The 12719-nt window shown below is 51.3% G+C and carries 17 protein-coding genes and 1 pseudogene; 11 read left to right on the top strand and 7 right to left on the bottom strand.

Annotated features, from left to right (window positions below; genetic code table 11):
- Nucleotides 1-1016: MBL fold metallo-hydrolase (locus ACXJJX_RS03415; protein ID WP_456432051.1), on the bottom strand; the 1016-nt coding region annotated here is incomplete at its 3' end.
- Between the two features lie 178 nt (nucleotides 1017-1194).
- Between ACXJJX_RS03415 and ACXJJX_RS03410 the strand changes: the two genes are divergently transcribed.
- The 8 genes and pseudogenes from ACXJJX_RS03410 (at nucleotide 1195) to rsfS (ending at nucleotide 5119) form a co-directional block, all read left to right on the top strand.
- The gene (locus ACXJJX_RS03410) at nucleotides 1195-1323 is read left to right on the top strand and encodes a hypothetical protein (RefSeq protein ID WP_456432049.1); all 129 of its coding nucleotides are present in this window, start codon (nucleotides 1195-1197) and stop codon (nucleotides 1321-1323) included.
- 250 nt (nucleotides 1324-1573) lie between these two features.
- On the top strand, nucleotides 1574-1711 hold the full coding sequence (locus tag ACXJJX_RS03405; protein ID WP_456432059.1) for a hypothetical protein: 138 nt from the start codon (nucleotides 1574-1576) through the stop codon (nucleotides 1709-1711).
- Nucleotides 1674-2015: a HipA domain-containing protein gene (locus ACXJJX_RS03400; RefSeq protein WP_456432057.1), complete on the top strand. Its 342-nt coding sequence runs from the start codon at nucleotides 1674-1676 to the stop codon at nucleotides 2013-2015. Before ACXJJX_RS03405 ends, ACXJJX_RS03400 begins: the two co-directional genes overlap by 38 nt.
- Before the next feature lie 31 nt (nucleotides 2016-2046).
- Nucleotides 2047-2397 (top strand): HipA domain-containing protein, encoded by a 351-nt coding sequence (locus ACXJJX_RS03395; protein ID WP_456432047.1) that lies wholly within the window; start codon nucleotides 2047-2049, stop codon nucleotides 2395-2397.
- 1 nt (nucleotide 2398) lies between these two features.
- Nucleotides 2399-2578, top strand: a pseudogene (locus ACXJJX_RS03390) (helix-turn-helix domain-containing protein); the annotation flags it as partial.
- 198 nt (nucleotides 2579-2776) lie between these two features.
- Complete coding sequence (locus ACXJJX_RS03385) at nucleotides 2777-4033, top strand: glutamate-5-semialdehyde dehydrogenase (protein ID WP_456432055.1); 1257 nt, start codon at nucleotides 2777-2779, stop codon at nucleotides 4031-4033.
- Nucleotides 4011-4691 (top strand): nicotinate-nucleotide adenylyltransferase, encoded by a 681-nt coding sequence (gene nadD, locus ACXJJX_RS03380; protein WP_456432045.1) that lies wholly within the window; start codon nucleotides 4011-4013, stop codon nucleotides 4689-4691. The genes ACXJJX_RS03385 and nadD overlap by 23 nt, the downstream gene beginning before the upstream one ends.
- A complete protein-coding gene (gene rsfS / locus ACXJJX_RS03375) occupies nucleotides 4691-5119 on the top strand; it encodes a ribosome silencing factor (RefSeq protein ID WP_456432043.1) in 429 nt (142 codons plus the stop codon). The genes nadD and rsfS overlap by 1 nt, the downstream gene beginning before the upstream one ends.
- Here the strand turns inward: rsfS and ccsB are convergent.
- From ccsB to ACXJJX_RS03355, 4 genes are all read right to left on the bottom strand, one after another.
- Nucleotides 5079-5909, bottom strand: coding sequence for a c-type cytochrome biogenesis protein CcsB (ccsB, locus tag ACXJJX_RS03370; RefSeq protein ID WP_456432041.1), 831 nt, complete (start codon nucleotides 5907-5909; stop codon nucleotides 5079-5081). The genes rsfS and ccsB overlap by 41 nt on opposite strands.
- 3 nt (nucleotides 5910-5912) lie before the next feature.
- A complete protein-coding gene (resB, locus tag ACXJJX_RS03365; RefSeq protein ID WP_456432039.1) occupies nucleotides 5913-7241 on the bottom strand; it encodes a cytochrome c biogenesis protein ResB in 1329 nt (442 codons plus the stop codon).
- Nucleotides 7242-7427 carry a twin-arginine translocase TatA/TatE family subunit gene (gene tatA / locus ACXJJX_RS03360; RefSeq protein ID WP_456432037.1) on the bottom strand — a complete coding sequence of 62 codons (186 nt, stop codon included), beginning with the start codon at nucleotides 7425-7427 and terminating at the stop codon, nucleotides 7242-7244. It abuts the gene before it with no gap.
- Nucleotides 7428-7537: 110 nt separating this feature from the next.
- Nucleotides 7538-9124 carry an ATP-dependent helicase gene (locus ACXJJX_RS03355; RefSeq protein WP_456432035.1) on the bottom strand — a complete coding sequence of 529 codons (1587 nt, stop codon included), beginning with the start codon at nucleotides 9122-9124 and terminating at the stop codon, nucleotides 7538-7540.
- 186 nt (nucleotides 9125-9310) lie between these two features.
- On the opposite strand from ACXJJX_RS03355, the gene ACXJJX_RS03350 reads away from it, so the two are divergent.
- Nucleotides 9311-10030, top strand: coding sequence for a tRNA lysidine(34) synthetase (locus ACXJJX_RS03350; RefSeq protein ID WP_456432033.1), 720 nt, complete (start codon nucleotides 9311-9313; stop codon nucleotides 10028-10030).
- Here ACXJJX_RS03350 and ACXJJX_RS03345 read toward each other — a convergent pair.
- Nucleotides 9972-10397, bottom strand: a complete 426-nt coding sequence (locus ACXJJX_RS03345) for a DUF488 domain-containing protein (RefSeq protein WP_456432031.1) — start codon at nucleotides 10395-10397, stop codon at nucleotides 9972-9974. The two genes, ACXJJX_RS03350 and ACXJJX_RS03345, sit on opposite strands and share 59 nt — an antisense overlap.
- A 141-nt stretch (nucleotides 10398-10538) precedes the next feature.
- Here ACXJJX_RS03345 and ACXJJX_RS03340 point away from each other — a divergent pair, with 141 nt between their 5' ends.
- Nucleotides 10539-10736 (top strand): FmdB family zinc ribbon protein, encoded by a 198-nt coding sequence (locus tag ACXJJX_RS03340; RefSeq protein ID WP_456432029.1) that lies wholly within the window; start codon nucleotides 10539-10541, stop codon nucleotides 10734-10736.
- Between the two features lie 139 nt (nucleotides 10737-10875).
- On the top strand, nucleotides 10876-11862 hold the full coding sequence (locus ACXJJX_RS03335; protein WP_456432027.1) for a hypothetical protein: 987 nt from the start codon (nucleotides 10876-10878) through the stop codon (nucleotides 11860-11862).
- Here ACXJJX_RS03335 and ACXJJX_RS03330 read toward each other — a convergent pair.
- Complete coding sequence (locus tag ACXJJX_RS03330; protein ID WP_456432025.1) at nucleotides 11819-12718, bottom strand: glycosyltransferase family 9 protein; 900 nt, start codon at nucleotides 12716-12718, stop codon at nucleotides 11819-11821. The genes ACXJJX_RS03335 and ACXJJX_RS03330 overlap by 44 nt on opposite strands.
- Nucleotide 12719 lies beyond the last annotated feature (1 nt).

Here is a 12719-nt window from a genome sequence, read left to right as displayed (position 1 = left end):
AGTCGGCCTAAAAGGCCTTCTTTTAAGGCCGCCTCCTTGACAAGTCGCGGCGGGAGATCTACAGGCTCATCACTCATATCAAAGACCCCCCAATGGATAGGGACAAAAAGACAGGCTCTTAAATCCTTAGCAGCTCGGACAGCCTCAAAGGGATCCAGGTGAACGAACCTCATGAACCACCGAGGTTCAAAGGCCCCGATTGGCAAAAAGGCCAAATCAATGGGACCAAATCTTTCCCCGTATTCCTTGAACCCTCGGAAATATCCGGTATCACCAGCAAAAAAGAGCTTAAGGCCTTCTGCTTCAACCAACCAAGAACCCCAAAGCATGGCGTTGGTATCAAAGAGCCCCATCTTTGACCAATGCTGACAGGGAAGAAGGGTTACCTTAAGACCACTAATGACCCTGGTTTCAAACCAATCAAATTCGATTACCTGATCGGCAATTTTCCTTAAATAGCGTCCTCCTCCAAGGGGAACAAGGATTAAGGGCCCCCGGGAGAGTATCTTTAGGGAAGAAAGGGCTAGATGATCCCGGTGGCCATGGGAAATTAAAACCAGATCCGGTTGAGGAAGGTGCTCTGGTTGAAGGGGAAAAGGGGTCAGTCTTCTAAAGAAAGGGCGTACATCGTCAAAGATAGGATCAAAGAGAATCCTCCTTCCGGCCACTCGCCCCCAGACGGTAGCATGACCGAGAAAAAAGACCTCTGGGTTGGCCCCTGAGACAAGATCATAAGGCCTAAGCCTTATCACCTCGGGGGCCTTTGCGTGACGTTTGGCCTCCCGATAAGGGTTACGAGAAAGCTGCCACTTAAGATAAGTCCAAAGTCTTATCTCCTCTTGAGGCAACCAAGGATTACGAAAGCGTCCTCTCTGATGATGGAGCCGGCGACGGGCCATCTCCTTAAGAGAAAGCTCTTCTCCTACAGGATCAACCATCCCGTGGACTCTAGACCCTATAGCCAGCCTCAAAAAGGACAAAACCCCAAGGATAAAAAGTTCACGCCGAGTGAGCATAATTTGAGCATAAGTCCACCTCAGCTAAGAGACAAGACGCTACTACCCTACCCAGGACCTTTTTAAAAAAGCTCCACTAAAGAGCACCGAAAATAAAAGATAAAATTTTGTCTTTTAATGCTGTTTTTCCTGGCTAAAGGATAAAATTTATTATCAAGCCGTGAGAAAAAGATGGACCGTGTGGCTTATTGAAGACAGTGGAGATCCTAAAAGGGTTGGTGATCTCCTGATAGACGGAGACACCGAGGAGACGTTCTTCAGGTATGAATCCTCCTTTCTAGAAGACCCCGGAGCCTTTCCCCCTTGACCCGCTACACTTACCCCTCAGATCGGGAATCTTTCGGTCCAAAGGTTTAGGAAAGCCCCTGCTTGTCTTCGATGATACTCTCCCTGATGCCTGGGGGCTGGCCATTGTTTCCAAAAAAACATGGCTTTGATTTTACCCGCAAGCGAATTCTGGCCCTGGGGCTCCAAGAAACCTCTTCCAAAAAACCTCTGTAATTGGGAGAATTGTCTTTTCAGCCCCTGAAGTCAGAGCCCCCAAGGTCCCGGTCTGGGTGCCCTTTGAAGTTCTTGAAGAGTGTTACCAGGAGGCCTCAAGTTTTGAGATCCGCAAGGCCGACCTCATCTTTCGCTATCTGGGAGTCTCTGGAACCAGTGCTGGGGGCAAGGCCAAAAGTTACCCTCATAGATGATAAGGGTTGGCCATGGCTAATAAAATTTCTCTCTGTGAATGATCCTACCCCGAAGACCATGGCCCAAGTGGAGGCTGAGGGCCTTAAGCTAGCCAACCGTCTGGGAGTGTCGATCCCAGACTTCAGGTTGACCCGGGTGGCCAACGCCCTTTGTCTGGCGGTCAGGCGTTTCGACATCACCCGCCTGGCCTCTCCTTACCAAGGAAGGCGGATCTTGATCTCATTTTCCACTCTCCTTGGGGGAATGCATCGAATAGAAGCAGGATACAAACGTTGGAGCCTTATTAAGAAGGGTTTCTTCTGAGCCAGATAAAGATGCCTTAAACTTTTTCCGAATGGCCTTAGTGAACCTGTTAATCGTTAATACCGACGATCATCTTAAAAACTTCTCCCTTCTCTGGGATGGTCGGAGGCTCTGTCTGGCCCCGGCCTATGATCTGGTTGGGAACCTTTGGGGAATAAGGGATCATTCCCTGCCACTTTTTGGGAAAACGGACCGATTTGGAGGTAACGACCTGGTCCATCTAGGCAAAAGCCTGGGGATCAGAGCAAACCAAATAAAGGAAGACATAGAGAAGGCCTTAGAGGCCTTGGAGGCTTATTTAGCAAGGCTTAAAGAGATTCCAGGAACTGATTTCTTGCAAGCAGCCATCAAGACTCGCAGGAAGGACATCTTGGAGTCCTAAAGTGCCATCGGTCCTTGTCCCCGAAGAGAAGAAACTAATCGAGACCCTGGGAATCATACTACGCAAGGCCCGGCTGGTGGCCGGATTAAGGCAGGAGAATCTGGCTCGAAAGACAGGACTTTCGATCGGAACCATAAGGCGCATGGAGAAAGGAGCTGGAGGATCGGTCTCACTTGGAGCCTGGATAGCGGCCTTTGGGGCCACGGGTCTTTTCCCCTCCATAAGGGAGGCCCTTGCTAGAATAGACCCTGATCCTTTTGGGGATCTGGGAGATAAAAAAGGGTCTCCAGAGGCCATCGTTCAGGATAAAAGACTCGCCTTCCGCTTCGAAATCCTTTATGCTAGCATGGCGGTAAAAATTTGGTTTGGTGAGGGGGTTATGGAAGTCTCCGAGCTGATTCACGAAATGGGTAAAAAGGCCAAGGAGGCAGCCCGTAAAGTGGCTAGCCTACCGACTACTGTCAAAAATGAGGTCCTTCTTAAGGTGGCTAACGAGCTTGAAGATCGAAAAGAGGAGATTCAGGCTGCCAACCGCAAGGATCTTGAGGCTGCCACCCAAAGAGGTCTCTCCAAGGCCCTGATAGACCGGCTGACCCTCTCTGATAAGATCATTGCCGGTATGGCTCAGGGGCTGAGGGAAGTGGCGGCCCTGCCTGATCCTGTGGGCGAGGTGGTCAAAATGTGGCCTCGCCCCAATGGTCTCTGGGTAGGCCGAATGCGTATCCCCTTAGGGGTCATCGCCATGATCTATGAATCCCGTCCTAATGTCACCATTGATGCTGCCGGCCTTTGTTTTAAGTCAGGCAATGCCGTGATCCTTCGGGGAGGCTCTGAGGCCATCCATTCGAATTTGGCACTGGCCGAGGTATTTGCTTCCGCCCTAAAGGCGACCTCTGCCCCCGCCGAGGCCGTCCAGGTTATTCCGACTACTGATCGGGCTGCTGTTAATGAGCTTCTTAAACTTGAGGAATTTATCGACCTGATAATTCCCCGTGGGGGAGAAGGTCTGATCCGTTTTGTAGCCGAAAACTCCCGAATCCCTGTTCTTAAACACTACAAAGGTGTCTGCCACGTTTATGTAGATCGGGCCGCCGATCTAGAGATGGCCCGAAAAATCGCCATAAACTCCAAGGTCCAACGTCCTGGAGTCTGTAACGCCATGGAGACCCTATTGGTCCATCAGGCAGTAGCTGAGGCCTTTTTGCCGGCCGTAGCCGAAGATTTTCGAGCCGCCGGAGTAGAGCTTAGGGGCTGTCCGCGGACAAGGTCCCTAGTACCTTGGGCCAAAGAGGCCACCGAGGAGGACTGGACAGCAGAATATCTAGATCTCATCTTGGCGGTAAGGGTTGTCTCCAGCCTGGATGAAGCCCTGAACCACATTGTCCGCTACGGATCCAACCACACTGAGGCCATTGTCAGCCAAGATTACTCCCGAGCTATGCGTTTCCTAAAAGAAGTCGATGCCTCCTTAGTCCTCATTAATGCTTCGACCCGTTTCAATGATGGAGGACAACTTGGTTTAGGGGCAGAAATAGGTATTTCGACCACCAAGCTCCATGCTTATGGCCCGATGAGCCTGGAGGAGCTGACTACTACCAAGTTCATTGCCTTCGGTGACGGACAGATCCGCCAGTAAGCTCAAGGTAGGTCTCCTAGGGGGCACCCTTGATCCCATCCATCTGGGCCACCTCCGGATGGCCGAAGAGGTCCGCGAGGAGCTGGGGCTGGAGAAGATTATCCTCATTCCAGCCCGGCTCCCTCCCCATAAACTGAAGTATCCCCTGAGCCCTTACAACGATCGACTGGAGATGGCCCGCTTGGCCGTCTCCGATATTCCTTATTTTGAAGTCTCGGATATCGAAGGTAGACTACCACCACCGTCTTATTCGGTAAGAACCCTAGAACATCTCTGTCGGGTATTTCCAGAAAGAAGTCTTTACTTTCTTTTGGGCTTTGATGCTTTTCTGGAGATCACTACCTGGTGGAACTACAGTCGTCTTTTAGATTATGCCCATCTGGTAGTGGTCTCCCGAGGGAAAACTACCGAAGAGGAATTTACCGCTGCCCTTAAGCGGGCTTGGAGCGACCTTCGATTCCTTTCAGCCAGAGAGTTTGAAAGGCCTGGAGGGCGAAGGATCTTCTTTGTGCCCGTAACCCGACTTGACATCTCATCAACCAGGATAAGAACCCTGGTAGCCCAAGGAAGATCCATTCGCTTCTTAGTCTCTGAAAAAGTGGAACATTATATTTTGGACAGAAAACTCTATATAAGGAGGGATATCAAAAGATTATAATGAAGAGAAAAACCAATCTGGCCGTCAAAAAAACCGGAGGTCTTCCCACCCAAGAAAAACTCGACTTTCTGGTAAAAGTCCTGCTTGACCGCAAGGCCGAAGAGATCATCGTTCTTGATCTGCGGGAGATGGGAACTTTGGCAGAATATTTTGTCATCTGCTCAGCCCGCTCGGTTCGCCACGTCCAGGGGATAGCCGAACACCTCTTAGAAGAGCTAGAGCGCCAAGGAATATTTTACCGGGGGGTCGAGGGGCTTCAGGAGGGCCAGTGGGTTCTCATTGACTGCGATGAAATCCTGATCCATATATTCTACGCCCCGGTGCGAGCCCACTACGACCTTGAAGGACTATGGGGCGAGGCTCCAGCCCGAAAGATTGAGGGGGCCTCTAGTTCGCGTAGCTGTGGAGGCCAGCAAGAAGATAGTTAACCCCAAAATAAGTAAAGATCACGGAGATAAATCCGACGATGGAAAGAATAGCGATCCTTTTGCCAGCCCAACCACGCACAAACCGGGCGTGGATAGCTGTGGCGTAGACAAACCAGGTAATAAGGCTCCAGGTCTCCTTAGGATCCCATTGCCAATAAGTACCCCAGGCCTGCTCCGCCCAGACAGCCCCAGTGATAATTCCAGCTGTCAGCCAGAGAAAGCCAAAAACAGTAGTCTTGTAAATCAAGTCATCAATGGTCCTTAAAGGAGGGAGGCTAGCCCATAGACCTTGGTCGTCTTTGGCCCGAGATTTAAGGAGATACATGATCCCCAGACCACAAGCGACAGCAAAAGAAGCATAACCCAGAAAGCAGGTAATCACGTGAGCAATGAGCCAGTTGCTCTGAAGGGCCGGAATGAGAGGATCTATCCGACTACTGGTCCCAAAGGAAGCGTAGGCCATAGAGAAAAAGGCAAAGGGGGTGGCAAAGGCCCCAATGACCCGGTTCCTAGTCTTGTATTCAATAAAAAGATAGACCAAGGCGATAGTGAGGGCGAAGAAGACTAGGGATTCATACATGTTTGTCAATGGAGCCCGACCGATTCCCAACTGGTGGGATTCATGCCATCTGAGCCCGATGCCGGCAACATGAAGGATGACCCCAGCGGTGGTCACCACGGTTCCTACAATACCCAGACGTTCCTGTCTGAAGATCCAGGCGATCAGGTAAACAATGGCGGCCACCAGATAGATAAAGGTCACCACACTCAAAAGATAGGCGCTGGTCATGTCTTACCCCTCTTTTTTGGCTTTATCTTCCAGCTGGGCCACAAGCCGCTCCAGGCGGCGCTCTAGGCCTAGCCGGTTTTTGTTGGCACTGCCGGCCACAATGACTACGGGTTTGCCCCCCTCCTTACCCACATAGACCCACATCTTCTGGTGGGAGAAGAAAAAGACCGTAAAAATCCCCAGAATCATCAGGATGCAACCGGCCCAGACTATCCAGACTCCAGGATCCTTTTTGACCTGAAGACCGGTCATGTACTTGGTATCAGCCGAAATCATAGTGAGTTTGATCTCCCCCTTAGGAGTTTTAATAGGATTCTCCATGCCCTGGATGAGCCAGAAAGCTATAGGATTCATGCCTTCGACCATCATCCAGACCTGGGCCGCCGGCCGACCGTGAACCTCGGGTAAAAAGCGCATGATTCCCAAGCGGAGTTTCTTCTCAGACCATTGGGCCTGCCCCATAGAGGGGATGCGAAAAGTGCGCTCCTCTTCACCCCACTTTACTTTAACAACTATCTCGGCCACAGACTGATAACTGGCCTGATAGAAGGTAATTCCCTGAAAGGTGAGTGGATCATTGACCCGGATGCCTTTTTTAAGAACCTCCTTGCCCCCGTTGAGGATGGTAACATCTGAACGGAACTCCTTAGGAGCCCCCGTATCATAGAAGGTGACCGTAAACTTATCACACCGGATCTCAAAGCCCAAAGGGATGGGTTTGCCATTGCTCCGGGAATAAACCGTATCTGAGGTCTCCCCCTCAAAGAGATTAAGATAGGCCTGGAAGCCAAAAAATCCTCCGATAAGGGCCCCAATGACAATGATCAGGATACTCAGATGGACAAAATAGACCCCAAAACGGGTCCAACGACCCTTCTCAAGGTAAAATAGTTTTCCTCCTTCCATCTCGGCCACGACCGCCTTGGGGCCAAAAGTCTGATTCACCAAGGCCTCGATCCTCGAAAGAGCCTCTTCATTCCTGGGCTTTATCTCCCGAGAAAAGGGCTGTTTCCGTAGACGATCCGGGGGGAAAATTCCGCTTCTTCTAACCAGCTCTAGGGTGTAAGGAAGCCTGTCAAGGCTACAGATGATAAGGTTTATGCAAAAAAGGCCCAGCAGGGTCAGGAACCACCATGAATGGTAGGTGTCATAAAGGTGAAGGAACTTGATCAGCTTCCCCAGGGCCGGACCATATTCGTGGAAATAAAACTCTGGACTCTTTCCCTGAGGGATAATGGTGCCGATGATGGAAGTGGCAGCCAGGGTAATCAAGAGGAAGATGGCCAACCTAACTGAGGCAAAGGTGCGCCACAGACGATTTTTTCTATCCATCTATTTTTTCACGTCTCCTTCAATTTCGGATTGGGACTTCTCAGCTTCTTCTTCTTTAAGGGACTTCTTGAAATTTCGAATCCCCTTCCCTAGGCCTTCTCCAATTTGAGGCAGTTTCCCAGCCCCAAAGATGATGACCACGATTACCAAGATGACTAAAAGCTCCGGCAGGCCCAGACCAAACATGGCGGTCTCTCCTTGCAAGGATTAAGAGTCAACTCCTCTCAGACGCCCCTCAAACTAACAACAAGACTAGAAAGTTGTCAATGGAAACTCATTCTCAACTTAAGGAGATTCTAAAAAAGACTGTTTTGTCGAGGGGGGGTCTTTTTGATAGATAGACGATGGATTTTGGCCTTAAGGCCCAGCTGCCCCCAAAACGGCGACGGCCGGCCAGGGAGACTCCGGCCAAAAAGGAAGCGCCGGCTGCTGGCGGTAAGGTAAAGGGCCTCTTGGGCCCGAGTGAAGGCTACATAGGCCAAGCGCCTCTCTTCGTCCTCGTCTCCCTCTTTTAGAGTATAAGGCATTAGGGTCTCTTCAAAGCCAGCCACGAAGACCACAGGAAACTCAAGCCCTTTGGCCGCATGGATGGTGCTGAGGGAGATAGCTTCCTGATCCCGAGGGGCATCAGCTTGGTAAAGAAGCTCAAAAACTAAATCCTCCAGGGAATCTACCAGGGGGAAAAGGGCCTTTAAAAAGGCTTCTTCGGGCCGAGAAAAGGTAAGCTTCAGGTCTTGAGCCACCGTTTTGATTTCCTCCGGCCGTCGCCCGGAAAGATCAATCCGAGAGAAGGCCTCAAGTTTTCTCCGGAGGGCTTCACGGGCCTCATCCCGGAAAAAGACAGGAAGACCAGCCGAGATTAGAGCCTCTTTTAAAGGAGCAACCAAGGCCTTAAGTCTAACCAAAACGGCAAAATCTCCCCAGCAAAATGCCTCTCTAACTCCCATAAGCTCGGCAGCCAGAAAATCTCTCCCACCCACAAGGGCCTCAATAGTCTTACCAATAAAGACGGCCTCGGCCCGAGGGCTGGGAAAAAGGTGGGCCTCCAGGCGCCCCCCTCTTTGCAAAGACTCAAAGGCCGGAGCCCCCACAAGGCGACAGGCCACTTCCAAGATCTTCGCGGGGACTCGATAGGACCTCTTCAGCCGGAACTCCCCCACGTCAGGAAACTCTCGCCTTACGGCCTCAAAGATCCCAGGCCCCCCTGCACCCCTGAAACCATATATGGCTTGAAAGGGATCACCGACCAAAAAGTAACCCTCAGGCCTTAGGGATTTTAAAAAAAGAAGATCCGTGGGGCTTGCATCCTGAAATTCATCCACAATGACTTGACGAAAGGGCCCTCCCGAAGGGGCTAGGTGGGAGATGATCTGGAGAAGAAAATCATCAAAGTCGCCGCGACAGACCTCCTCAAGGACCTGGTTGTAAAGAGCAAAAAGGGAAGAAAATTCAGGGGAGAGCTTTTGAGAACCTGATTTGACCAAGGAAAAATGGGTAAGTATCCGGGACAGATCCCTCCGGGAGGCCTTAAACCCTGCTCTTAAAGACGCCTCTTTTAGGGCCTCAAACCTCTCTTCCTGGCTGGCTGGCTGGAAGACCTCAAGCCCCATTTTCCGAAACAGGGCCCGAGCAGCGGCATGAAAAGTCTTGATCTGGACCGAATCTCCCCAGCCCTTAGCTCTCGAAAGGAGTTCTCCAGCGGCCCGGGTACTGAAGGTAAGGACAAGGATCTCTTCTGGTTGGAGGCCTGCCTCCAGAAGAAAGGCCACCCGGGCTAGGATAAGTCTTGTCTTTCCGGCTCCAGGGCCAGCGATGACTAGGGTAGTCCGGTAAGGTGTGGCCACAGCCTTGGCCTGGTCAGCATCTAGGTCAAATCTTGACATCGGCCCAACCTCATGGCTCTATTTCAGGGCCTGTACAGGAGGGCCCTATGCGACATCTCTGGTGGATTTTAATAGTCCTTTTCGGCTGGTTCCTTCTAGCCCAGTTGGCCCCTTTAAACAACAGCCGGTATCCCTGAGTCTTCACTGGCCTTGGGTCCCAAGGCCAGACAACCTGCACCAACCCCGATGGCCTATCTTCCAAAGGTAGTCAATAAATTAGTCGGCCGGGCCCTTCATCGCTACCAGATGCTCCAAGATGGAGACCGGGTGGCAGTAGCTCTTTCCGGAGGAGAAGACAGCCTTGTCCTTCTATGGACCCTGAGACAATGGCAAAAAAAGGCTCCCATAAGGTACGATCTGGTAGTCATCCACCTCGATATGGGTTTTGAGGGACATGACTGGCCTCGTCTAAAAGAGTATCTGGATCAAACCGGACTTGAATACCACTTCGAGAAGACCGACTACGGCCCTAGGGCCCATGAGGCAGGGCGAGAAACACCTTGCTTTTATTGCTCCCGACTCCGCCGCAAACGCCTCTTTGAGCTCACCCATAGCCTTGGCTGCAACAAACTGGCCCTGGGCCACAATAAAGATGACATTATCATTACCTTTTTTATCAACCTGTTCTACGGGGCTGAAATTAGTACCATGGTTCCCTATCAGGAACTCTTCAAAGGCCTCATTACCCTTATCCGGCCCCTGGCTTTTGTGGACAAAAACCAGATAAAGGCTTTGGCCAGAAGGCTAGAGTTGCCGGTTATCGAAAATCCCTGTCCTACCGCCGGACAGACCAAAAGGGCAGAGCTGGCTGTTTTTTTAGAAAAACTTTACGCCCAAAACCCGCGTCTTAAGGGAAACATATTTCGAGCCCTTTTTCGTTGTCGCCCCGAGTACCTCCTCCGCTAGGCTCCCAAAGGCGGCCCTTATCAATAATATGAATTACCCGCCAGCCCTTAGAGAAAAGATCCTGGGCCAGGTACCAGCGATGGCAACGCCAAGGAAGCCGTTCAGCACAAACGATGGCCGAGACTTTGGCCCCGGCCTGCTGACAAAGCAGAGACAAGCCGACCTCATAGGTCTTGCCCCGCCGATAAGCCTCATACCCCCCAGAGCGATATCCCCCGAGCTCTTCTCCTAGATAACAATAATCCAGCCCCTCTTTAGCCAAGGCCCCAGCCAGGGGCTCCTGGTTGAAGTGGGGAAAACGGCTACTTTTGGGAAAACGCCGGACGTCAATCACCTGTAAGATCCCATGGACCTTAAGAATTCCCAAGAATTCACCCAGCCCCCGGTTACTGGTCCCCAGGGTATAGATTACTTTTCTCCTTGACAGATCTCCCTCCTGGTTTACTTTCTTTGAATAAGAATTTAAGAGATTTTGCTAGGAAATTAAAGAATAAAGGAGGCTTGTAGGATGCCTATTTACGAGTTTATATGCAAGAAATGTGGACAAATCTTTGAAAGGCTCGTCTTTTCCAACCAGGAGCAGGTCCTTTGCCCCAAATGCAAGGCTAAAGAGGTCCAGAAGCTCCTTTCCTCTTTTTCCTCACGCTCGGCCTCACCGGGGTCAAGTTTAAGTTCTGGTTGTGCCCCGGGATCAAGGTTTAGCTGAGCCTAGTAAAGGGGGCCTGGGCCAGGCCCCTCTCCTTGACGCCCCCCGCTCTTGCTGATACCTTCCTTGATCAAGGGATCAACAAAAATCCTTCCACGGAAAACTCTTCTGATAGGCGGTGAAGGGAGCGGGGGGAGGCATGAAAAGAGGGTTTATAAGATCGATTTTCTTTATTTTTTTCCTGTTAGGTATCGCGACGGGCTACTGTCAGGCGGCCATTAAGGTGGCCGTCTTGCCCTTTAAGGTCCATGCTGCCGAAGACCTTTCCTATGTAAGGGAAGGTATCCTTGACATGATGACTACCCGAATTTTCAAACCCGATGAGGTCATCGTTATTGATAAAACCTTGGTTCAAGCGGTCCTAAAGGATCTCTCTGGACCTCTTACAGAGGCCAAAGCTCGAGCCATCGGAGAGAGATTAGGGGTCGATTACGTTCTTTTTGGAAGCCTGACAGTCTTTGGTCAAAACGTCAGTCTAGATGCCCAGATGATTCCGGTTAAGGCCGGTCGGCAACCAATCGCTCTTTACACGGAGACCAGGGGTCTGGATGAGGTCATTCCTAAGCTGGCCACTTTTGCCCGAAAGATTGATTTTTATCTTACGGGCAAACCGACTCCGGCCCCACTGGCGGCCCAATCTGTCCCATCCTCTCAAATAGCCTCTACCTCCCCCACCCAAGGGGCTTCTCCAAGGGCTGAGCAGGTCACCCCCAACCGCATGCATCCGGAGCGTTTCTGGCGAGAGTCAAGCACCTCAGAGACTCCGGAGGCAAAAAGAGAGCACCTTTCCTCTTCCACGCCCTCCAACAACCAGCGGGCCGCCGTCAAGCAACCCAAGCCGAGCTGGAGAGATATAGATCCTTGGCCGGACTACCCACCAGATGAAGAACAGTTAGGGCCTATTGTCGAAGAGCCCCGGTCTCAAAAGGTTGAAAAACCTAAGAAAAAGAGGAACTGGCTAGGTTGGATTCCCTTCATTGGCAAGAAGAAAAAGGAAAAGGAGGTAGTTTTAACCCCACATCCCCAGGAGTCGACCTCGATTTCTACTCCAGAAGAGTCTTCTCCCGAGGCTCAAACCTCCCCTAGTCCTCCGGCTCCAGGAGAGGCTCAGTGGCAGTGGTACTAAAACGATAAATCTCCTCGGCCAGAACCCTGGGAGGGACCTGAAGACAGATCCTCTCCTTACAGGAGGAAGAAGAAGGCCAGCATGGTGGACAGGCTTCCGAACGCCAGACCTTTACTCGAGGACCTATAGGGGACCAGATCTTTGGATCAGTAGGACCAAAGATGACAAAGGTGGGAATCCCTAAAGAGGCCGCCAGGTGACTCACCCCGGAATCATTACCTATATAGAGCCGGGCCCTCTTAAGGATCTCTACTAGACCCTTAAGGGAAAGACGATCTAGAACATCCTGACCGTCCTTCAAAAGAGGCTCTCTTAAACTATCTTCTGCCGGACCGAGAACAAAAAGAACATCATAGCCCTTGTCTTTTAGACAACGGGCCAGGGTCAAAAAGGCCTCCAAAGGATAATTTTTATACCGGCTTCCGGATCCAGGGTGAATAATTACTTTTCGGCTAGTGCTACCCATCCAGTCAGCAAAGGTAAAGAGAGCCGGTTCTCCACCTATTTGGCTCAGTTGATAGTAGGCGGCAGACTCCAGCCCAGACGGTCGGGTGTTCACGACTTTGATCTCAAGCCCTAAAGAGACCAATCTGCTAATGGCCGTCTCCGGGGGGCGATGGAAGAAGAGATATATTCTCTTAGCTCCAGAGATTATGGCCGGAACCTTTCCCCAAAAAAGTGGGGCCAAGGGATCGGTAGAGAGAATTTCTCCAAGATGGCCCTCAAAAAGAGCCCGACCCTCGGAACGGGCCAGGAGAACGGTATCCTTTGATCTCTGGGCCAGGGCCCCGATGGCCAGTCGAGAGATGATAAGATCTCCTAGGGCTCCTTCGTGCCAGATAAGGACTCTACCCATG

Source organism: Thermosulfuriphilus sp. (assembly GCF_054026695.1).
This window is presented reverse-complemented; position numbering and strand designations above follow the sequence as displayed.

Bases quoted from the DNA above. Each gene is read 5' to 3' on its own strand.
- resB (WP_456432039.1), bottom strand. From the start codon at position 7,241: ATGGATAGAAAAAATCGTCTGTGGCGCACCTTTGCCTCAGTTAGGTTG.
- ACXJJX_RS03395 (WP_456432047.1), top strand. From the start codon at position 2,047: ATGGCCTTAGTGAACCTGTTAATCGTTAATACCGACGATCATCTTAAA.
- ACXJJX_RS03355 (WP_456432035.1), bottom strand. From the start codon at position 9,124: ATGTCAAGATTTGACCTAGATGCTGACCAGGCCAAGGCTGTGGCCACA.
- rsfS (WP_456432043.1), top strand. From the start codon at position 4,691: ATGAAGAGAAAAACCAATCTGGCCGTCAAAAAAACCGGAGGTCTTCCC.
- ACXJJX_RS03340 (WP_456432029.1), top strand. From the start codon at position 10,539: ATGCCTATTTACGAGTTTATATGCAAGAAATGTGGACAAATCTTTGAA.
- ACXJJX_RS03350 (WP_456432033.1), top strand. From the start codon at position 9,311: ATGGCCTATCTTCCAAAGGTAGTCAATAAATTAGTCGGCCGGGCCCTT.
- ACXJJX_RS03385 (WP_456432055.1), top strand. From the start codon at position 2,777: ATGGAAGTCTCCGAGCTGATTCACGAAATGGGTAAAAAGGCCAAGGAG.
- tatA (WP_456432037.1), bottom strand. From the start codon at position 7,427: ATGTTTGGTCTGGGCCTGCCGGAGCTTTTAGTCATCTTGGTAATCGTG.
- ACXJJX_RS03335 (WP_456432027.1), top strand. From the start codon at position 10,876: ATGAAAAGAGGGTTTATAAGATCGATTTTCTTTATTTTTTTCCTGTTA.
- ACXJJX_RS03330 (WP_456432025.1), bottom strand. From the start codon at position 12,718: ATGGGTAGAGTCCTTATCTGGCACGAAGGAGCCCTAGGAGATCTTATC.
- ccsB (WP_456432041.1), bottom strand. From the start codon at position 5,909: ATGACCAGCGCCTATCTTTTGAGTGTGGTGACCTTTATCTATCTGGTG.